At 51.3% G+C, this 20,874-nt stretch carries 21 protein-coding genes; 1 reads left to right on the forward strand and 20 read right to left on the reverse strand.

The annotated features are described in order from the left end of the window. Positions 1-18: 18 nt before the first annotated feature. From EDD75_RS05725 to alaS, 7 genes are all read right to left on the reverse strand, one after another. Positions 19-1,740, reverse strand: a complete 1,722-nt coding sequence (locus tag EDD75_RS05725) for a peptidoglycan D,D-transpeptidase FtsI family protein (protein ID WP_123929375.1) — start codon at positions 1,738-1,740, stop codon at positions 19-21. A gap of 53 nt (positions 1,741-1,793) precedes the next feature. Next, positions 1,794-2,795, reverse strand: a complete 1,002-nt coding sequence (gene mltG / locus EDD75_RS05730) for an endolytic transglycosylase MltG (protein WP_170157739.1) — start codon at positions 2,793-2,795, stop codon at positions 1,794-1,796. A 99-nt stretch (positions 2,796-2,894) separates the two neighbouring features. Continuing rightward, the gene (locus tag EDD75_RS05735; protein WP_123929381.1) at positions 2,895-4,415 is read right to left on the reverse strand and encodes a VanW family protein; all 1,521 of its coding nucleotides are present in this window, start codon (positions 4,413-4,415) and stop codon (positions 2,895-2,897) included. Between the two features lie 14 nt (positions 4,416-4,429). Further along, the gene (locus EDD75_RS05740; protein ID WP_123929384.1) at positions 4,430-4,705 is read right to left on the reverse strand and encodes a DUF1292 domain-containing protein; all 276 of its coding nucleotides are present in this window, start codon (positions 4,703-4,705) and stop codon (positions 4,430-4,432) included. Between the two features lie 81 nt (positions 4,706-4,786). Next, positions 4,787-5,215 carry a Holliday junction resolvase RuvX gene (ruvX, locus tag EDD75_RS05745; RefSeq protein WP_123929387.1) on the reverse strand — a complete coding sequence of 143 codons (429 nt, stop codon included), beginning with the start codon at positions 5,213-5,215 and terminating at the stop codon, positions 4,787-4,789. Positions 5,216-5,331: 116 nt separating this feature from the next. Beyond that, positions 5,332-5,592, reverse strand: a complete 261-nt coding sequence (locus EDD75_RS05750; RefSeq protein ID WP_123929390.1) for an IreB family regulatory phosphoprotein — start codon at positions 5,590-5,592, stop codon at positions 5,332-5,334. A 111-nt stretch (positions 5,593-5,703) separates the two neighbouring features. Continuing rightward, a complete protein-coding gene (gene alaS, locus EDD75_RS05755) occupies positions 5,704-8,340 on the reverse strand; it encodes an alanine--tRNA ligase (RefSeq protein WP_123930390.1) in 2,637 nt (878 codons plus the stop codon). A 246-nt stretch (positions 8,341-8,586) separates the two neighbouring features. Between alaS and EDD75_RS05760 the strand changes: the two genes are divergently transcribed. Beyond that, a complete protein-coding gene (locus EDD75_RS05760; protein WP_123929393.1) occupies positions 8,587-8,871 on the forward strand; it encodes a hypothetical protein in 285 nt (94 codons plus the stop codon). A gap of 157 nt (positions 8,872-9,028) precedes the next feature. On the opposite strand, the gene EDD75_RS05765 is transcribed toward EDD75_RS05760, so the two are convergent. The 13 genes from EDD75_RS05765 to EDD75_RS05825 all read right to left on the reverse strand — a co-directional run bounded on the left by EDD75_RS05765 (position 9,029) and on the right by EDD75_RS05825 (position 20,868). After that, on the reverse strand, positions 9,029-10,408 hold the full coding sequence (locus EDD75_RS05765; RefSeq protein ID WP_123929396.1) for an NADH-quinone oxidoreductase subunit N: 1,380 nt from the start codon (positions 10,406-10,408) through the stop codon (positions 9,029-9,031). After that, complete coding sequence (locus EDD75_RS05770) at positions 10,405-11,874, reverse strand: complex I subunit 4 family protein (protein WP_170157740.1); 1,470 nt, start codon at positions 11,872-11,874, stop codon at positions 10,405-10,407. Before EDD75_RS05770 ends, EDD75_RS05765 begins: the two co-directional genes overlap by 4 nt. 5 nt (positions 11,875-11,879) lie before the next feature. Continuing rightward, positions 11,880-13,655 (reverse strand): Na(+)/H(+) antiporter subunit D, encoded by a 1,776-nt coding sequence (locus EDD75_RS05775; protein WP_170157741.1) that lies wholly within the window; start codon positions 13,653-13,655, stop codon positions 11,880-11,882. A 210-nt stretch (positions 13,656-13,865) separates the two neighbouring features. Further along, positions 13,866-15,329, reverse strand: a complete 1,464-nt coding sequence (locus tag EDD75_RS05780; RefSeq protein ID WP_123929399.1) for a monovalent cation/H+ antiporter subunit D family protein — start codon at positions 15,327-15,329, stop codon at positions 13,866-13,868. Beyond that, complete coding sequence (gene nuoK, locus EDD75_RS05785) at positions 15,326-15,676, reverse strand: NADH-quinone oxidoreductase subunit NuoK (RefSeq protein ID WP_123929402.1); 351 nt, start codon at positions 15,674-15,676, stop codon at positions 15,326-15,328. Before nuoK ends, EDD75_RS05780 begins: the two co-directional genes overlap by 4 nt. Beyond that, the gene (locus tag EDD75_RS05790; protein ID WP_123929405.1) at positions 15,673-16,179 is read right to left on the reverse strand and encodes an NADH-quinone oxidoreductase subunit J family protein; all 507 of its coding nucleotides are present in this window, start codon (positions 16,177-16,179) and stop codon (positions 15,673-15,675) included. Before EDD75_RS05790 ends, nuoK begins: the two co-directional genes overlap by 4 nt. Beyond that, positions 16,179-17,171, reverse strand: coding sequence for an NADH-quinone oxidoreductase subunit NuoH (gene nuoH, locus EDD75_RS05795; RefSeq protein WP_123929408.1), 993 nt, complete (start codon positions 17,169-17,171; stop codon positions 16,179-16,181). The genes EDD75_RS05790 and nuoH overlap by 1 nt, the downstream gene beginning before the upstream one ends. Continuing rightward, positions 17,168-17,680: an NADH-quinone oxidoreductase subunit C gene (locus EDD75_RS05800; protein ID WP_170157742.1), complete on the reverse strand. Its 513-nt coding sequence runs from the start codon at positions 17,678-17,680 to the stop codon at positions 17,168-17,170. The genes nuoH and EDD75_RS05800 overlap by 4 nt, the downstream gene beginning before the upstream one ends. A gap of 29 nt (positions 17,681-17,709) precedes the next feature. After that, a complete protein-coding gene (locus tag EDD75_RS05805; protein ID WP_123929414.1) occupies positions 17,710-18,090 on the reverse strand; it encodes an NADH-quinone oxidoreductase subunit A in 381 nt (126 codons plus the stop codon). Next, positions 18,077-18,679, reverse strand: a complete 603-nt coding sequence (nuoI, locus tag EDD75_RS05810) for an NADH-quinone oxidoreductase subunit NuoI (protein ID WP_123929418.1) — start codon at positions 18,677-18,679, stop codon at positions 18,077-18,079. Before nuoI ends, EDD75_RS05805 begins: the two co-directional genes overlap by 14 nt. Further along, on the reverse strand, positions 18,676-19,872 hold the full coding sequence (gene nuoD / locus EDD75_RS05815; protein ID WP_170157762.1) for an NADH dehydrogenase (quinone) subunit D: 1,197 nt from the start codon (positions 19,870-19,872) through the stop codon (positions 18,676-18,678). Before nuoD ends, nuoI begins: the two co-directional genes overlap by 4 nt. After that, positions 19,863-20,378, reverse strand: a complete 516-nt coding sequence (locus EDD75_RS05820; RefSeq protein WP_123929424.1) for an NADH-quinone oxidoreductase subunit B — start codon at positions 20,376-20,378, stop codon at positions 19,863-19,865. Before EDD75_RS05820 ends, nuoD begins: the two co-directional genes overlap by 10 nt. Beyond that, a complete protein-coding gene (locus EDD75_RS05825) occupies positions 20,362-20,868 on the reverse strand; it encodes a 4Fe-4S dicluster domain-containing protein (protein ID WP_123929427.1) in 507 nt (168 codons plus the stop codon). Before EDD75_RS05825 ends, EDD75_RS05820 begins: the two co-directional genes overlap by 17 nt. Positions 20,869-20,874: the final 6 nt, after the last annotated feature.

Genomic DNA, 20,874 nt, shown 5'->3' on the forward strand with positions numbered 1-20,874 from the left:
CCGAATAGCGTAACACTTTTATTTTAACTTTTTTGCCGGGAAAGATGAAGTGGTATTTTGCAAATTTTCTTGAGAAAGGAGACTTTTTACAATCTCCTTGAAAACCGGCGCGGCAGATGCGGCCCCGCTCTCGCCGTTCTCCACCATTACCACAACGATATACTTAGGCCGTTCGGCCGGTGCGTACCCGGCAAACCAGGCGATCTTCCTTTTGCCCCCGGTTTCGGCCGTCCCCGTCTTCCCCGCACAACTCCATTCTTCTGTACCACCCTGCCGACCGGTGCCTTCGGCCACCGAAAGCGCCATCATTTCCCGTAACTTGGCCGCGGTTGCGGCCGAAAAAACCCGCCTGCCGGCATCTGGCGGCAGTTCCTCCAAAACGCCGCGCCAGCGGAAGCCTTTTACCAGGCGCGGCCGGACATAGACCCCGTCGTTAACGACGGCGTTGACCAGGGCCGCGACCTGAACAGGCGTCACCAGAAGGGGGCCCTGGCCCACACTCAGGTTGACCAGGTTATGGGGCTGCAGGTAACAGCTCACTTCTTGCCGCGCATCCCGGGGCAGGGGGTAGCCTACCACTCCCCGGTCGGTGAAGCCGCAGCGCCGGTAATAGGCAAGCAACCGCGTCTTCCCGAGGGCCAGCCCCACCTGCGCAAAGACCGGGTTGCAGGACTGGGCAAAGGCGCGGGCGAAGGTTATGGCACCGTGACCGGCAGGTAGCCAGCAGGGGATGAGGGGGTCTTTAGCGCCCCGGCAGAAAAAGCGGCTTTCCGGTTTTACCACACCCTCCTCACAAGCCGCCGCAGCCACCAGGATCTTAAACACTGAACCCGGCGGGTAAGGGGCAAAAGCCCGGTCCAAAAAGGCGGCGCTGTCACCCGCCTGCTCGCTGCAGGGATGCGCCGGTGCAAAGGCGGGCCTGCTGGCCACAGATAGGATGTCGCCTTTCCTCGCGGCAAGCACCACCACTGCTCCCCGGGCCACCTGCGCATCCATCACCGACTCTACCGCCCGCTGCACCCGGCTGTCGATAGCCAGAACCAGGTCGGACCGCCCGGCATCTTTGAACCTTTCGACGCGGACCCCAAGGCCGCCGATAACCCTGCCCCGCGCATCCCGGTAAATCCCAGCGACAGCACAAGGCACAGTACCTTTAAGGAGGTACTCGTAGTAGTACTCGCACCCTTTCCTGCCCACGTAATCGTCAAAGGCGTAAGGTTTTCCGGTGCGCGCCAGCTTCCGGTATTCCGCGCCCGAACCGATCCGGCCCAGATGCCCTACCACATGGACCGCCAGGGGTCTCGTGCCGTAGCGCTCCCGGTAGGGAACAACCGCAACCCCCGGCCAGCCGGCTTTCGTGATCGCCGCCGCCTGCCCAGCCGTCAGACGGTAGGGGAGGCAAACCGGGTCGCGCCCGATTTGCGCCGCCACCCGCTCTGCGGGAACACCGAGCAACGCCGCGAGGCCGCCTGCCACCTGCTGTTTTTCCCGCACCAGCGCCGGGAATACCGCTACCCGCTTTTCCCAGTGTTCACCCGTCAGGGAAATACCGTGGGCGTCGAGGATACTCCCCCGGGGGTATTCCTCAAGCGGCAGCACATCAGCCTGCTGTCTGAAAGCGGCATAGGCGTATGCGGCACCGCGCACTACCTGAAGGTGGGTCAACCGCAGCAGCAGCCCGCCGTACAACAATCCCGCGCAGAGAAAAAAGATCACGATTCGCCGTCGGTACCGGTACATCCTCTTCCCCGCTCTTTTTATGGAAGAGTTACCAGTTACGACGCGGCTTATACCTATGGGCGTGGCTGGTAACGCTGCTTGTTGGCGTTGTGTTCCGTCAGGGTGCGCGCGAAAGCGTGGCTGCCGTCCGGTTTGGCAACGTAGTAAAGATAGTCCGTTTGCTGCGGGTGAATCACGGCAAGGAGAGAGGCCTTGCCGGGGGCAGCGATGGGACCCGGAGGAAGACCGTGCACCCGGTAAGTGTTATAGGGAGAATCGACTTCCAGATCGCGGTACAGAATCCGTTCGCGGTGCTCTCCCAGCGCGTACTCTACCGTAGCATCGACCTGCAGGAGCATCCCGCGCCGGAGGCGGTTATAGAGCACACCGGCGATAAGGGGCCGCTCCGTTGCGAGCTTTGCTTCCCGCTCCACCAGGGAGGCGAGGGTTACCGCCTGGTGGAGCGAAAGTCCCTGCCGCGCCGCCCCGGCAGCAAGGTCGATTTCTTCGGCCACAGCGGCGAAACGGCGGAGCATCCGGTCGATAATCTCCGCCGCGCTAATGCCGGGAAAGACCTCGTAGGTATCGGGGAAAAGGTATCCTTCCAGGCGTGCCGGACCCTTGAGCCCTTTTGGCAAAAAGGGATAGGCAAACCGGCCTTCGGCCGCCGCCCGGAGAAAATCCTCCCGCCGGACGATTCCTTGTCGCTCCAGCCGGAGAGCAATTTCGTCTAACGTGAGTCCTTCCGGAATGGTAAAACGCACGCTGACCTGCCTGCCGCGCGTCAGCAGTTCGAATATAACGGGCACAGGCATGTCGGAGGAAAGGCGGTAGGTGCCGCTAACAATCTTCTTATCGAAGTTGTGGAGGTAGCTGTAAAAGCGAAAACTGCCCGGGCTTCTGATAATGCCCTGGCGGTGCAGCTCTGCCGCCACCCAGGTGGTGCTGACCCCTTTAGGCACGGTGAAGAGGAGTTCCTTGCCGCCGCCGGGTGCCCTAAGCCCCCAGTTAAGATAAAGGCCCGCAAAACCGGTACCGAAAAACGAGACGCTCAGCAGCAAAAGGACGGTGAGCAACCGGCGTCCCGCCCTTAAAGCACCGAGCCTCTCCCGAATTTTCAACCGGCTTTTAAACCGGATTATCTCCCGGATTCTCCCCCAACCCGGCACAAACTCCTAACGCCCACTTTCGTAAACGGTCTCTCCAGGAGATTCTACCCCTGACGGTAGTTCTCCTTCCGGGAAACCCGTACCCTGCGGATAAGCCTCTTCAACAGTCGTCTCCGGCTGCGGTTCGGGCTCCGGTTTTGGTTTTGTTACCCCTTCCCTGGGAGCAATTACCGTAGGAACAGCCTTTGTCCCGACGGCCACAATCTCGTCCAACGGGTGGTAAAAGCTCGGCGGCAATTCTTCGCGCACCACTTGTTCCCCGTCGTAGATCAACCGCTCCGCCCGCGCCCGGCAACCGCGGATGCCTTTCTGCTTCACGACCCTCTTTCCGACTTCAAGGTTGGGGTCGCTCTGCTCAATCCGCTTGGGCTCGATCACCTCCGTGACCCAGCTCCGGACCTCCACCCGCCGCTTAAACCGGTTGTTCCCGAAAATCTTGACCACCAGACGGTTTCCCTGGATCGCCGTGCGAAGGTAAAGGTATTTATCCGTATTGTTCCGGAACTTAAAGTCCGCCCCGCCGTACGTCACCGTTGCGTCAAGGCCTGCCGGCACGTAACCCACCGGAAGCGAATGGTTGTGGCGTTCCACCACCGCCAATCCGGCGCGGAGCACCGCGTTGTAAAGGGTCGTGGAAACCTGGCAGACGCCGCCTCCCAAAGCATCCACAAACTCGTTGTTAATGATCATCGGCGCCGTCTTATAGCCGGCTTCGCTGCTGCGCGGGCCCACCACTTTGTTAAACGAAACGACTTCTCCCGGCCGAACCACCAACCCGTCAAGCGCTCCGGCAGCAACGCTGATATTATAGACCCGGTTAACTTTTTCCGGGGCGAAAGTAGTAGCGTACTCACCTAAGAGACAATTGAGCCCCATGGCCAGGACTTCTTCGGTGGTGTACTCGGGAGAAAGCGTCCGCAGGGCCACCCGGATGACCGGCTCCCGCCCCGGGTCGTTGAGGATAGCGACCATCTGGTCGTAGGCCGCCGGCGCGTCCACACAACGCCCTTCCCGGGCCGGAATCACGATGATTCTATCGTCAGGGAGCACCCTAAAACCCGCGTTCTGCGGCAGGATGGTAAGCTCCTGCGTCAATTCGGCGATCAGAGAGGTCAGCTTCTGGCGGTCCACATGCACCCGGATGGGAATCTCTTTCCCCTCCCGGGCAACCCGGTACCGCTCCAGATAACGGTGGAGCAACCAGCCTCTGTGCCCTACGGATAGAGCCTCGCTGATTACCTTCGCGTGCTCGACACCGACACCCGCGCGCGCGAGCGGCAGTGCCCACGCCCGCCCGGCGCATTCTAACCGCACCGGCCGCAGCAGAAGCCGCGCCTCATAATCCCTGAGTCTGGCCAGCGCCTCGGCAGCGGTAAGCCCCTCGAAAGCCATCCCGCCAACCGTAACCCCAGGAACGATAACGTCTGGGGCAACGCAAACCCTCTCCGCCGCCCAGAGGCCAAGCAGCACCGCAAAGACCGTACCTAAAAGGGCGACTGCCGCAACCTGAAGCGACTTGCGGCGCAAAAAGCTGCCCCCTCCTACCTTTCGTCATCACCTAATTCCTGCATCTCTTCCCAGAGGTCCGCGACCTTTTCCCATTCCTCGTCTTCTGGGTCAACCAGGATTTCGTTGCCTTCCTCGTCCTGGCTGTACTTTAAAATGATGACCTCGGCAACCTCCGCATCATCCTGCCCTAAAGGAAAGAGGATCGCGTACTCCGCTCCGTCAACCTCCAGGACATCGAGTAATTCGAAATCGTGCTCTTCCCCTTCTTCATCGACCAGCGTGATGATTTCGCCCGTTTCTTCAGCCATCGTATCACCCTTCTCCTTCTCGTTTATTCTCCTTAACATGAGGCAAAGATACTGGAATTATATACCTTCGCCAAGAGGACGTCAAGCCCTGCCGGGATCGGTCAGCCGCCGGTGGTCAAGGTAATTCTGCAGGATCAAGACGGCGGCGAGCTTATCGATCACCCGGCGCCGCTTTTCCCGCCGCACGTCCGCCGCGATCAAGTGGCGTTCCGCAGCCCGCGTAGAAAAACGCTCGTCCCACAGCTTCACTGCCAACCCTTCTTTTTCCAGCCGGGCCGCGAACTCTAAGACCTTCCTGGCCTGCGGGCCTACCCTCCCGTTGAGGGAACGCGGTAGCCCGACAACCACCTCGCAAACGTCGTGCGCCGCCACCAGCGAAAGGATTTTTGCCACATCATCATTTATACTTCCCCGCTCTAAGACCGTTAACCCCTGGGCCGTGATGCCTAAGGGGTCGCTTAGCGCAACACCTATCGTCCGGTCCCCCACATCAAGCCCTAAAAAGCGCACGCAACCACCTGCTTTTTGATAAAGAAGGCCAGAGCAACCCCTGGCCTTTGGCTTCTCTTATTTATTATCTTGTTCTGCCACCAAGGCCAATTAACCTGGCCAGCGCAAACCACAAGCTACTTTTGAAGGTAAGCCCGCACCAGCTCCTCGAGGAGTTCGTCGCGCTCCAGCCGGCGGATTAAGTTGCGGGCGTTACGGTGGCTCGTGATGTAGGCCGGATCACCGGAAAGAAGGTACCCAACAAGCTGGTTGACCGGGTTGTAACCCCTTTCCTTAAGTGCCGTAATGACCTCTATAATAATCTCCCGGATCGTCTGGGGCTCTTCCCGCTGAACTTTAAAAGTAACGGTTCTCTCGCCGTAATCGCCCTGTCCCACGCCCGATCCCCCGCGATCTGAGATAACACTCCTACATAAGATATTACACCTCTTATATCCGTTTTCCCTCCTGAGTAAAGAGGAATTTTTGGTGGCGCTGTCATCTCTCCCCTATCTTTGTCCTCTTAATTTCTCCTGAACCAGAGTCCTGCCAAAGCGCAACGCCTCTTCCAGCCCTGCCGGGTTCTTGCCGCCCGCCTGCGCCAGCTCCGGTCGCCCACCACCGCCGCCGTCAACCAGCTTGGCCAGCTCCTTAACCAGCATCCCGGCATGAAGACCGCGCTTTACCAGGTCCGGCGTTACCGCAACAATCAGACTCACCTTGTCTTCCGCCACCCCGCCTAAAATAAAAACCCCTGAGCCGAGTCGCTCCCGCAAAACATCGATCAGGCTGCGGAGCCGAGGCATTTCGGCGGTGCCAACCCTGCTCGCCAGCACATTCACGCCGTCGATTACCTCCACCCGCTGCAGCAGGTCCTGCACCTCCCCGGCAGCAAGCCGGTCTTTGAGCGCCTCGTTCTCCCGCGCGAGCTCCTTTACCTGGTCGGCAAGCGCTTTTACCGCAGCAGCGAGGTTGCGCGGCGCCACCTTTAAAATTGCGGCTATCTCCTGGTAATCGCGAAGGATGCCGTTGATGTAAGATAAAGCCGCCTCCCCGGTAACCGCCTCGATACGTCTGACGCCTGAGGCGACACTGCCCTCGGTAACAATCTTGAAGAAGCCGGCTTCGGCTGTATTTTTCAGGTGGGTACCGCCGCAGAGCTCAATGCTGAACTCGCCGATCTTGACGACCCGGACCCGCTCCCCGTACTTCTCACCAAAAAGGGCGACGGCACCCATCGCCCGCGCTTCGGCAAGCGTGGTTTCGAAGGTTTCCACCGGAATCGCGGCCAGGATCGCCTGGTTCACCATCGCCTCCACCCGCTCAAGTTCTTCAGGCGTTAGCGCCTCGTAATGGGTAAAGTCGAAACGCAGCCGGTCCGGCGCAACCAGCGAGCCAGCCTGATTCACGTGCGCGCCCAGGACCGCCTTTAGTGACTGGTGAAGGAGGTGGGTGGCCGTGTGGTTGCGCGCCGTCTGCTTGCGACGCGGGGCATCAACAGATGCGGTCACAATATTCCCCTCCGTCAGCGTGCCCGCAACTACCTTGACCCGGTGAACGATTATATTTTCCACAGGGCGGTCGACATGTTCGATCTCCGCCAGCAGGCCGGGCCCGGTAAAAACACCCGTATCGCACACCTGGCCGCCGGCCTCCGCGTAAAAGGGCGTCGCATCAAGCACCACCTCCACCGTTTCCCCTTTTTCGGCAGCGGCGACGCGCCGCCCGTTCTTCACCATCAGGAGCACCCGTGCCGGCTCCTCCAGCGCGTAGTAACCGGTAAAGCGCGACCCGATTCCGGCATCACGTGCTTCCCGGTAAAAACGCTCGCGCTCGCCGAGATACTCCGTCGTCTCCCGGGCCTGCCTCGCCCGTTCCCGCTGCTGGGCCATTGCCGTCGCAAACCCCTGGCGGTCAACCGTTAGCCCCTCTTCCGCGCAGATCTCTTCCGTGAGCTCGAGCGGAAAGCCGTAGGTGTCGTAAAGCTTGAACGCCGCCTCGCCGGAAAGCGTGCGCTGCCCCTGCGCGCGGGCGTCAGCAATCATCCGGTTGAGAATCTCCGTCCCCAGGCTCAGCGTCTCCAGGAAGCGCCCCTCTTCGATCCTGATCGTGCGCAGGATATGCCGTTTCTGTTGTCCCAGTTCCGGGTAAACCGCACCCATTTTATCGATCACCCGCACCGCCACCCGGTCCAAAAAGGGCTCCTCACAGCCAAAAAGTTTCCCGAACCGGATGGCCCGGCGCAGGAGCCGCCTGATGACGTAGCCCCGGCCCTCATTCGAAGGCAGGGCTCCATCCGCAATCGCAAAAGTTACGGCCCGGGTGTGGTCGGCAATGACCTTCACGGCCCGCCCCACGTCTCCACCGGCGCCGTAGTCCACTTTCAAGACTTCGGCAATCTCCTCGATCACGTCCCGGAAAAGGTCGGTATCGAAAGCGGTCTTGCCCCCCTGGAGTACGGTAGCGATGCGTTCGAGCCCCATGCCGGTATCAATTCCCTTCTGCGCGAGGGGTGAATAGTTACCGGCTTCGTCCCGGTAAAACTGGATGAAGACCAGGTTCCAGATCTCCAGGAAGCGGTCGCAGTCGCAGCCCACCCCGCAGTCGGGACCACAAGAATGCTCCGGGCCAAAGTCAAAATGGATCTCGGAGCAGGGACCGCAGGGCCCCACCCCGATCTCCCAGAAGTTCGTCTCCTTCCCTAACCGGACAATTCGTGCCTCTGGGACGCCGACCTTCCGCCACAAGTGGTAGGCCTCATCATCATCAAGATAAACAGAAACCCAAAGCTGCTCCGGACTGAGTCCGAACCTCTTGGTCACCAACTCCCACGCCCAAGGAATCGCTTCTTCTTTGAAGTAGTCCCCGAAGGAGAAATTGCCGAGCATCTCAAAGAAGGTGAGGTGGCGGGCGGTTTTGCCGACCGACTCGATATCCGGCGTCCGCAGGCACTTCTGGCAGGTGGCCACCCGCCGGTGCTCTGGCTCCGCCGTTCCCGTGAAGTACGGCTTGAAAGGCACCATCCCCGCCGCCGTCCACAGCAGGCTGGGATCATTCGCCGGGATGAGGGAAGCGCTTGGCAAAACGCGGTGTTCCCTTGCAGCAAAGAAATCAAGAAAGAGCTGGCGGATTTCCTCGCTTTCCATCAACAGGCAACCCCCACTTAAAAAGTCAAACGCTGCCACAGCCTTTATCGCTTCATTATATAGCGGAACCAAAGATAGGGTCAAGCACCACCGGCTCCGGCGCCCTCTCCCACCACCAGAAATTTCTCACAGCCCAAGCAGGAAGCTCCGGGCCGGAGGGCGAATCGCCACTCAAGGAGCGAAAGAGGCAAGAAGAAGTACCGGTTATGGTAATGATAATGAGTGGCGTTGAGGAGGTAGAGCGGCATGTTTATCGTCAGTGTAAAGCATGTGGCCCCAGACACGGTCTTTAACTTCGAGGAGCTGGCGCAAGGGATCACTGTGCGTCACGCGGATTGCGGCAGCAGTGAAGTCGACTGGGCGCCGCCCGCCGAATGCGGCTGCCCCTGGAAGTTCACCTGCAGGAGATGTGGCAGCGAGGCGGTCGTCCCTTCGATTCTCGACGGGAAGCTGAAGATTACCGAAACGGCACTCGACGGGGTAGAAAGAGAGATTACCCCAAGCATAAAAGTGGTGCCCGGCACCCGTTAGACTCAAGTTTGAAACCCGAAGTCACAAAACCTACAAGACATGCCCATTTTTCAAGGCTTCCCGGTCCCGTGGCAGCCCCCAATACGGGTTAGCTGCCATACTTGAGTTAGATGGGGAGCGTGCCTCAAAAGAAAGGGTAGAGGCACGCCCCAACGGTTTATAGAGGAAGGGTGAGTGTTGGCATAATCCCAGCAAACAACAGAAACAATGCAGACGCCAGACTAACACCCTGATTCAACTGATTCAACTTGGTATCCAAAACTATCTGAGGATCGACGTGGGCGTCTCTATACATAAGAAGAACAATCCTTAGATAGTAAAAGGCTGAAGGGATGCTTAAAAGAACAGCGAGAAGTGCTAAGAAAGGATAACCTGCCATGAACACATTCTTAAAGATGTTGAACTTCACGATAAATCCAGCAGTGGGGGGGATTCCAGTCAAAGAAAACAAGATCACGGTCATGCTAAAACCAAGTAGCGGACGTATCTTTGCAACTCCTGAATAGCTCGATAGTTTTTCTCCCTCTTTTATGCTCAATACTACAGCAAAAGCACCAATGTTCATAAATGCATAAGTGAGTAGGTATGGCATGATTGATGATAGGAAGGCGTCTTTTGTTAAGAGAAATGCCATAACAATATATCCTGCATGAGCTATTGATGAGTATGCAAACATCCTTTTAAGGTTAGTCTGTCTTAAGGCAAGGAGATTACCTATGAACATAGAAAGCACAGAAAGTATAATGATCACGACTGTAAGGTCTATCTTCCCAAGAGCGTACATGAAGATCCTGCCAAGTGCAGCGAATGCAGCCGTCTTTGGTCCAACTGAGAAAAAGGCTGTTACAACAGTTGGCGAACCTTCGTATACATCAGGTGCCCATGCATGAAAAGGAGCGAGAGACAACTTGAAGGCAAAAGCGCAGATAAGAAACACTGATGCCAGGGAGGAAGTAGTGAGATCTTTATCTTTCAGGAGTCTTCCGATCTCTTCAATGGATGTCGTACCTGTCAATCCGTAAAAGACGGCAATCGATACAAGCAAGAGTATCGAGGCAACAGTCCCGAGTATAAAGTATTTACTCCCAGCCTCGATTGATCTTCGATCTTTCCTGAGAAAGCCAGCAAGAACATAACTGCTTAAAGAGAATGTCTCAAGGGCAAGATAAACAACAATGAGGTCTCCAGCACCGGCCATTAAACACATTCCGAAGACTGATATGATAACAAGGAATGCAAACTCCGCTGTCTTGTCACCGATCGTAGCTCTTTCGGCATGGGATAAAGCAAGTATAAGCACTCCTGTCATGCATATGATGACCCTAAAAAACATGCTGTAGCTGTCTGATATGAAGCTCCCAGCTTCCAAAACGCCTGTCCACTTTGTCACCACAATCAAAAATGCAGCAGAGCTTATAGACAATATAGCAAGAAATATTGTTAAGGTGTGTCTCCTTGTCAGAACACCGACTATAAACGTGATTAGACCCAAAAGAAGCATTGTCAGCTCTGGTAATACAGGGAGAAATGCACTCATGACCTACCCCCTCCAATGGATGCAAAGAAGTTCTGCAGTTCACCTATGATGAACCCTGGATTTAAGCCAAGGTAAATGGTAACAACTAGTAAGACCCAAAATACTGCAAGCTCTACCTTTCGAAGGTCACTCACGAAACGGCTAAGTTCCGCCCCTGGTTTTCTTAGAAAGACCCGATAGAAAAACCATGCCTTATAAGTAACACCGATGCCTATGCCCAAAATTGCTAATGCTCCAAGGATCTTGCTTACGGAGAATATACCACCAAGAAGGAGAAGCTCGCCGTTAAAGTAGTTCAAACCGGGAAAGCCACCTATAGCCATGATGAAAGCACATGTGAAGAAGACAAGCCATGGTGCTCTCTTTGCCAATGCACCATAACCATCTATTGCAAAAGAGCCCGTTCGCGTGTAAAGTATCAGGGCGACTGAGAACAAGGCAGCAGAAAGTATTCCATGATTAAAGCTTTGTAAAGCAGCACCCTCAAACCCGTACAGGGTATTTGTAAATGCACCAGCAGCTATGATACCCACGTGACTCAAACTCATGTAAGAAAGCATCGTCTTTATATCCCGTTCGGAAAGGGCAAGGCAAGCGGCATAAACAAAGGAAAAAAGACAAAGCAGTACAACCCAGTGCCCCAAATTTGCTAAAGCCACAGGAAAGGCGGGCAGAACCCTAAGCAGACCATATATCCCCATCTTTCCAAGGACAGCAGAAAGATAAATGGTAACAGGTATTGGTGCCTCATAGTAAGTATCTCTAAGCCAACCATGCAGAGGGAAGATTGGTATCTTCACTGCAAAAGCCAAAAGAAAACTTAAAAAGAGAAGAATCTGCAAGTCGGGTGGCATCCTCACAGAGTAAAGCACGGAAAAATCAAAACTTTTACTGACAAAGTAAACAGCTATGACACCCACGAACAAAAAGCTACTGAAGCCAAAGGTATAAAGAAGAAACTTCATTGAGGCATATCCAGCCCTTTCACCACCCCACCGATGAATAAGCAAAAAGGCTGGTATAAGCATCGCCTCGTAGAAGAGGAAAAACTCTAACAGATTGGTCGACAGGAAGTAACCCATTACGATGCCTTCAAGTAACAGGATCATAGAAAGGTAGGAGGATATCTTTTCCTTTACGGTCTTTATCGATAGCAAGATCACAACCACACTTATAAGCGCTGTTAGAAGCAAAAATACACCATTCAAGTGGTCGATCCCGAAACCAAGATTAACCCCCCATGAGCTGATCCACGGATATAGATCGACTAATTGAAAACTTTTTACCGAAGGATCAAGAGACAAAAAGGACAGCAGAGTGATAATCAAGGTTGCCAGAGAGGAGAGCAAACCCGCGAAAATACCTACGCCCCGATGCCTTATGACCACAGTAAGTCCTGCCCCCAAGAGAGGCAGTAATACCAAGATCGTAGATATACCAACCACGTTTTCAGCTAGAATCCTCATTCCCCTTACCCTCCAATGATCAAATACGCAACTAACACGAGAAACAATGACAAAATCATGTAAGTGGCGTAATCCTGTATCTTTCCATTCTGTATAATGCCGATTACGTCGCTAAGTATCCTTAACCTCCTCGCTAAAAGATCTGCTAAAGGATAGACAACTCTGTGTTCAAAGCTCGAAACCCGTTCCCCGAAAGGTATGGTTACCCTATCCATGAGCCATCTGTAAGCCACTCCAACGTAGTTATACTCTGCCGGGACTACCGTCTTGTTAAGGCCTCTCACGAATACAAATCCAACCTTTCGGTAAAACCAGTCCGTATCCAAGTTTAAAACTGGTTTTGGTTTCAGTTTCTTAAGGAAGGTGCTGAAAACCAATCCGGTAAAGGCAAAAAGCCCTAATGTATCAAGTATATGTTGCAGGGTGTAAGGTTTGTACTCTATGGGATATGGCAGGAGTTTATAAAAGACCCCCGGGAAACATCCGATCACTATGCAAAGGGCTGACGCAAAAGCCATTGCAATGCTCATGTTTGCTGGAATAGGCGAGCTTCTGTAATCCGTCCTCGGTTCGGAAAAGAATGTATAGTAACCCATCTTCAAGACGATACTCAAGAACGTTCCTGTTGTAGCAAGATTCAAAAGAAGATAGGCAAATGAATTATGAATCTCCGCCGATGCGGAAATGGTTACTGCCTTGCTAACAAAACCACTTGTTAATGGCAGTCCAGATATCGAAAGACCACCGACAAAGAAGAAAAGCGCAACTATCGGGCTATATCTGTAAAAACCACCAAGCTCTGAGATCTTTTCCTTGCCTGTTGCATATATGACGGCACCCGCAGACATAAAGAGTAGACCCTTATAAATGATGTGAGCGAATGCATGAGCAGAAGAACCATCAAGTGCCATTGCTGTACCCAGCCCAACCCCACAGACCATGTAGCCAACCTGACTTATAATGTGGTAGGACAGCAGCCTTCTTAGATTGTTCTCCATTGTTGCGTATATAACCCCATATATTGCCATGATTGCCCCAAAATATATCAATAGCTCAGTCCCAGGAAATGCCCTGATCAAGGCATAGACTGCTGATTTCGTGGTGAATGCGCTAAGAAACACACTCCCATAAATGGTGGCACTCGGATACGCATCTGGTAGCCACGCATTCAAGGGGGGCACAGCTGCGCACAACATAACGCCGAGAAGAATCAGCCAAAAGAACGGCTCATTACTGTAACGAGTAAGGTTTGTGAACTCGACTGATCCAATACTGGTTATATAAAGCATCATACCCGCAAATACCATTAAGCCACTGAATACGTGAACCATTATGTATCTGTATCCAGCCTTTACAGCCTGCTTAGACCTTTGTGCCCAGATGAGCAGGACTGCACTGAACGCTAACATTTCCCAAAACAAATAGAAACTCAAGATATCTGCAGCAAACACAACACCTAAAGCGCTTCCACAATACATTAGCCCTGCAAGATGCTGCAGCCAGTCATCTATGTGATAGCAATAGATCATCCCGATGAGTCCGACTATGCAAAACACATAAGCAAACAAAAGACTCAGGCTATCTACCCTGACCAGAGGCGTGATCTCGTACCCAAATAAGCTGATAGATCCGTAATGCCCAGGCGAAGATGTCAGGCAGATAAAAAGGGCCGAAGCAGTCAACAAAACAGCGTACGGAGATCTGACCCTCTTGGACAATAATGGTGTAAGAAAAGCCCCAAATATAAGAACCAATCCTGGATGCAAAAAGCTATTCAGCATAATAGTCCTCCTTCTTGCTAAGGATCTTGCTAAGGAGTTTTGCAATGAGAACTATCAAGCCAGCTCCGACAAACCCAAGAATGCAGCCAAATCCAGGCACCTTCTCAAAAGGAAAATGAGGATGTCCGTATCCTAGTGCCGTTAAGAAGACAGCCTCGAGTATGAAGATTAAGACACACGATACGTAAAGCCAGCCTTTAACGGTCATCTTCATATCACCGTCTTTATGAGCTTTATCAAAAAGTCTGGATATATCCCGAGCAAAATGGTAAACAAAGCAGTTATCAACAACGGGATGGCACAGAAGTAGTTTTCCTTAACGCTCTCGAGGGATGTAGGGTCATCTGGATTCATAAAGAATGCCCTGTAAACGATAGGCAAGAAGTACGCAGCATTAAGAAGTGAGCTCGTTACGAACACACCTACGAGTATGGGTTTACCTATGGCAAGTGCTCCCTCTACGAGATAAAACTTTGAGACAAAACCTGCGAACACTGGGATACCGATCATACTCAGGGTTGCCAGGAGGAAGGAAAACATCGAGACAGGCATCTTTCTACCTATACCGTTTAGTTGACTTATCTCAGTCTTATGGGAAGAGACATATACAGAGCCAGCAACGAAAAACATGGTTATCTTAGAAAACGCGTGCATGCTTATATGTATGAGTCCGCCTACGATAGCCGCTGGTGACAGCATTGTCACCCCGAGGATGATATATGAAAGGTTACTCACAGTTGAAAAGGCAAGTCTTGCCTTAAAGTTATCACGTGTAAGTGCAATACAGGATGCAGTTATAATGGTAAATGCTGTTAAGATGAAAAGGATGTCCTGTATACCGAGTGACTTTATTGTTTGAGGACCGTAAACATGAAGGATAACTCTCGCTATCGAGAACACACCCGCCTTTACTACGGCAACTGCGTGAAGAAGAGCACTTACTGGTGTAGGTGCAACCATTGCTGCGGGTAACCAACTATGCAGTGGCATCACGGCTGCCTTCGTAAAACCGTATACGTAAAGGAGCAAGGCCAATTGAAGCAGTCCCTTGTGCAAGTCGGTCAGTTCTTGAGAGATTATGCCTCCATGCCTGAATTCAAGCGTTCCCGTAAGTATGTATGTGATAACTATCGCTGCAAGTGCAAATAGCTTTGCTCCGCCGAGCAGATATATTACATATTGCCTTCCACCTTCCAGCGATTCCTTATCCTCTTTATGGGCAACCAAAGGTATGGTTGCAATAGTTAGTGCCTCATAGAAGATAAACATTGTAAAGAGGTTTGATGCAAAGGCGATACCCATGGTAGATGCAAGGGAGATAGCAAAACATGCAAAGTATCTCGTCTGAGCATGCTCTTGAAGTGATCTCATGTAACCGATTGAATAAAATGTAGTCAATACCCATAAGAAGGATGCCCCTATAGCAAACAGTAGGCCCAAACCATCCACCTTAAAGGCAAGATCTATACCAGGAAGGATCGTTGCTATCTTTATAGCAATCTCTTTGCCTTCAAGGAAAGGAGGTATCATCATTACTACAAAAGAAAACTTCAACACCCCTGCTATAATTGATACAGCCTCACGCAAATTAGGGTTTCTATCCCCTATTAGAACTATCAGACCAGCTGCAAGCAGGGAAACACAAATCGCACACAGTGGCAGTAGCTCCATCATCTTTTAACCCCTCGCGATGCAAGGAAATCTGATCTTTCTGGCAAGTCCTCCTTAAGTTCGCTTAAATCTGATAAGTCTATGTTTCCACGCAGGCTAAAGTTCCCGACAAGCAAAGAAAGCCCCACTGCAACAGATCCTGCTGCCACAGCGATTGTAAAAAGCACAAGAACCTGTCCCCTTAGATCCTGCAGATAATGTGACAACGCAACAAGGGCAAGGTTTACACCGCTTAACATCACCTCAAGCGATATAAGGAGGAGTATTAAATTTCTGTTAATAAGCACACTTATCAAACCCATACCAAAAACTGTAGCCGCAAGGATCAGGTAAAGCTCCAGTGATATCATGACCTACCCCTCCATGCAATCGCCACAACTGCAATCATCGGGATTAGCAGTATCACACCAATTAGAAAGAAAGGAAAGGCAAACTCGTTAAAAAGAACTGACCCAACCGCTTTTGTATGTCCAACCCTTTCGATGTATTCAATGCTGTATTGTCCCTTCCATGTAGGCATAATCTTTGAAAGCGTCAATGCCAGAACGGCCATCATAGCGAGTCCTACTGCCACCCTTCCCTGCCAAAGATTCGTAAATCTTTCTTCTCTTGGCATTTCCCTTACGCCAAGCAAAAATACTGTAAAAAGAAACATCACAAGTATCGCTCCTGCATAAACTATAATCTGAACAGCTGCAAGAAACTCCGCATTAAGGAATAAATAAAGCACTGCTATATGCATGAAAAGTAGCAGCAGCCACAATACTGCATGGATAGGATTACGCCTTGAAAGTGCCATTAAAGTTATCCCTATTATCGATAAGGCAAAATATCCGAAGATCAAATATAGCATCACGTAAGCCTCCTTATAAGTGCTGTAATCACTAAGTTAAATATTCCAGCAGGTATTAAGACTTTCCAGCCCATGTTCAAAAGCTGATCAAACCTGTATCGCGGCAGTGTTGCCCTAACCCAGATGTACAGAAAGATAAAGATATAAACCTTCAAGGCAAACCAAACAGTACCGGGGACATAAGACAACCAGGGGATAAGATCACTAACAAAACGAGGAATCGTCCAGCCACCAAGAAAACACAAGACAGCAAGGCATGCCATTACATACATGGCAACATACTCTGCAAGAAAGAACAAAGCATAGCGGAACGCACTGTATTCTGTAAGATAGCCTGCAACAAGCTCTGTCTCTGCCTCCGGTAGATCAAATGGTGCCCTGTTTGTCTCTGCAAAGGCAGCGATAGTAAACACGACAAAACCTACAATTTGTGGGATCACATACATGCCAAAACGGCTCTCATACTGAGCCATGACTATATCTGAAAGCCTGAGCGAACCAGCCATAAGTACCACCGAAGCAAGGCTCAACCCTAAGGCTATCTCATAACTTAGCACCTGGGCGGCAGACCTTATCCCACCAAGGAACGAGTATCTGCTGTTTGATGACCATCCTGCAAGTATAACGCCATACACTGCCACAGAGGCTGATGCAAGTATAAAAAGCAACCCCAAGTTTATATCAGCAAGGATAAATCCTTTGTCAAATGGAAGGACGGTAAGATTCGCCATGGTAAAGGCGAGTACGATAACGGGTGAGATCTTAAAGATCAGCCTGTACGCATCCTGGGGAACGATATCCTCCTTGAAGAATAGTTTTATAAAATCGGCAATTGGTTGCAGTAGTCCGTGCGGACCAACCTCCTTTGGACCGTACCTGGCCTGCACCCTACCTATGATCTTACGCTCAGCATAGGTAGTATAAGCTACATGAAAAAGGACAACCCCAAACACTATGGCCGTCTTTACCACTATCCAGAAGATCTCGGTCATCCTTCTCTGTCCTCCAATATTTTCTGAAACCCGGACCAGATAGATCTCCCTTGCAGTGGGTAATCCTTTCTCAAAGGATGACCATCCCAGTCTTCAGGCATAAGGATCCTGCGAAGGTCAGGATGCCCTCTGAACCTGATTCCGAACATATCGTAGCACTCTCTCTCATGCCAGTTACTCCCCGGCCAGAGTTCGGTTACACTATCTATCTCTGGATCGTCTTCATCAACCTGCACCCTTATCCTTATCTGGTGTCTCTTACTGATGCTGTAAAGCTGATACACCACTTCAAACCTTGGTTTCCTAGGAAAGTAGTCAACACCACAAAGATCCTGCAAATGATCAAACGAATGCTCATCCCTCAAGTATCTAAGTACCTCTTTTATCCCCTCATTTTTAACAATCACTGCTATCTGACCCCTAAAACTCGCTATCTCGATTACCCTTTCTGGAAACTTTGCCCTGAGATCCTCCGCAACACTGATCGAATATGTCATCTTCTGTGCCATGTGACCCTCCGCAACACTGATCGAATATATCATTTCTTATGCCATGTAAGCGCTCCAATCAATATCTCGTAAATGTAACCAATAAGAATCAGCCAGATAAACCCAATCATCGCCCAAAAACCTGCAGAACCAATCTCATTGAAGGCGACAGCCCATGGATAGAGAAATATCACCTCAACATCAAACACAACAAAGAGAATGGCGAGCAAGAAAAACCCTATGGAGAACCTATCCCTTGGGGCACCACTTGGCGGATTACCTGACTCGAAAGCAACAAGCTTTGCTCTACTATACCTTCGCGGTGCAACTATACTGTTTACTATCAGTCCTCCCACTGCAATTACAGTAGCAAGAATTAAAGCAACCAAGACAGGCAGATACTTAACAGGTATGTAGCTACCTGGCTCCACTGTATACCTCCTTGTTCAATTTGATAGGGGTTATCGTTCTCTTCTTTGCTGGCAACCTCTTTAGATCAATTCCTTCAGGTTTCCAGAACTTGTTCACGTATTCCCTATCCCCATAACCTGCCACGAACTCATCCCAGTTTCTTAAAAGGGATTCTATGTCAAAATAGTTTGTTTTCCTATCAAACGCGGCATACTCATAAAACTCTGTTAACACGATGGCACAAACAGGGCAAACCTCCTCGCAGTAACCACAAAAGATACATCTGAAGGCATCTATCTCGTACTTCGTAAGTATCCTCCTGCCTGTCTCTGCATCGACCGAATACTCTATGTGTATACATTGTGGGGGACAGACTGCTGCGCATTTTGTGCATGCAACACATCTATATGTTCCTGTCTCTGGATCTCTAACAAAGGCGTGTCTACCGCGAAAGCCATCAAACGGATCCCTCTTTTCCTTTGGATATCTCCTTGTGACAGGATGAGTAAACATCGTCTTTAACGTAATAAGCATTCCTCTAAGAAGGTCAAACAATAGCATCTTCTTAAGGAGGTCAAAAAACAGTACCTTCTTCACGATGCCCGTCATCTGTCCGCCTCTCCCATAACTATGTCAAGCGTCCCTATGATGGCTATTACATCTGCAAGTAGATGTCCCTCACACAGCCTTGGTATGGCTTGTATATGAACAAACGATGGTGCCCTCAGTCTCAGCCTGAAAGGTCTTCCTGATCCATCACTTACTATGTAAAAACCAAGCTCGCCTTTGGGAACTTCAACCGCTGAGTAGAGCTCACCTACAGGCATAACGGGCTGTCTTTCTTCTAAAAGTGTTATAAATCCATGTTTTAAGGAACCTTCCGCCAAAATTATCCTATGTCCCTGGCACGGCATATCAAGCTCTGGTGCGGAATCCGCAAGAATCTCCCCTTTGGGCATCTTCTCTATGCACTGTCTTACAATAAGAGCTGACTGGCTTATCTCCCTTATCCTGCATAGATACCTATCGTACGTGTCTCCATTCTCTCCTAATGGGACATTAAACTCAACCTGATCGTAGGCATCGTAAGGCATATGCTTTCTTATGTCATAGTAAACACCGGAACCACGTAGCGCCGGACCTGTTAAGCCCCATGCGACTGCCTCTTCAGGGCTGATTACCCCAATACCCCGCGTCCTTTCTATCCATATCCTGTTCTCCGTAAGCAATCCTTCGTATTCATCGACCCGTCTCAGTATCAAGCCTGTGAAATCATATATTTCTTGAAGAACCTCTTCCTTGAGATCGTTTCTTACCCCGCCGATCCTCGCATAACTCACGGTAAGCCTTGCACCACAGATTTTCTCAAAAATATCAAGAATCATCTCCCTTTCCCGAAAGGCGTATAGAAACACTGTCATCGCACCTATATCGAGGGCATGAGTGGCAAGCCAGAGAAGATGACTGCTAATTCTTCCAAGCTCTGCGACAAGCGTCCGGATGAACTTTGCTCTTGGCGGCGGCTCAACACCCATCAACCTCTCCACTGCAACGCAGTAGCCGATGTTGTTGAGCATACTCGATATGTAGTCAAGCCTATCAGTTAGTGGCAATGCAGAGGTATAAGACTTATATTCGGCTAGCCTTTCAATCCCTCTGTGAAGATAACCCACATCAGGTACGCACTTTAACACCCTCTCACCCTCAAACTCCATGTACAGCCTCAACACGCCGTGGGTTGCAGGGTGATGTGGCCCCATCTGCAAGACGAATCTTGTCTCCGAGAGCCTTTCTATCTCCATCTGCCCCAACGCTGCCTTTCTCCCTTTATCTTTTCCTGTAGTTTAAGTAACCCGTACATCAATGCCTCAGGTCTTGGTGGACAGCCAGGGACATAGACATCCACGGGAAGGAAGCTATCTACCCCTTGGACCGTGCTGTATGTGTTAAACACCCCTCCTGAGCATGCGCAACTGCCCATCGCTACAACATATTTAGGCTCTGGCATCTGGTCATAGACCCTCTTCACAACCGGTGCCATCTTATATGTAACCGTACCAGCTACAATCATGACATCTGCTTGTCTTGGCGATGCCCTGAAGAGGATACCAAACCTGTCAAGATCATGATGTGAAGCGCCCGTAGCCATCATCTCAATGGCACAACATGCGAGTCCGAATGTGAGCGGCCACAGGGAGTTGCTTCTACCCCAATTAACAAGCTTGTCCAGTGTTGTCAGAATCACGCTCGTTCCAGAGACAAGCCTGACACCTTCTTCAACCTCCACAGTATCAGTAAAGAGACTCATAGCTCTCCCTCACAAAGCGTTCTCTCTTCCGAAGGGATGCCTCCTCAGCTCTTATCCATTTAAGGGCATGGGTAGTGCACTTTGTTACGCAGGCTGGTTCTAATCCTTGATCTATCCTGTCTTTGCAGTAGTCACACTTTACTACCTTACCTGTCTCCGGATTCCACTGTGGTACGCCCCATGGACATGCAGTAATACAAGCCTTACAACCTACACATAGATCATCTTGAACAAAGACTATCCCGTCTTTTGCCCTTCTCTGCATCGCACCTGTAGGACATGCCGCCACACACCAGGGTTTCTCGCAGTGAAAGCATGGCATGAATACAAAGCGTTGCCTTGGCAGTCCGCCAATCATCTTTATCTCTGTCGGTATAATCCTACAAAGCCTTGGACCAACAGGAAGACCCTTATTAGCCTTGCAATGAACCTCGCATGCGTGACAACCAATGCATCTGTCATGATCCTGGTGTATATAGTAGATGCTCATCGTATG

Origin of the sequence: Thermodesulfitimonas autotrophica (assembly GCF_003815015.1) — a bacterium.
GTDB classification, from domain to species: Bacteria; Bacillota; Desulfotomaculia; order Desulfotomaculales; family Ammonificaceae; genus Thermodesulfitimonas; species Thermodesulfitimonas autotrophica.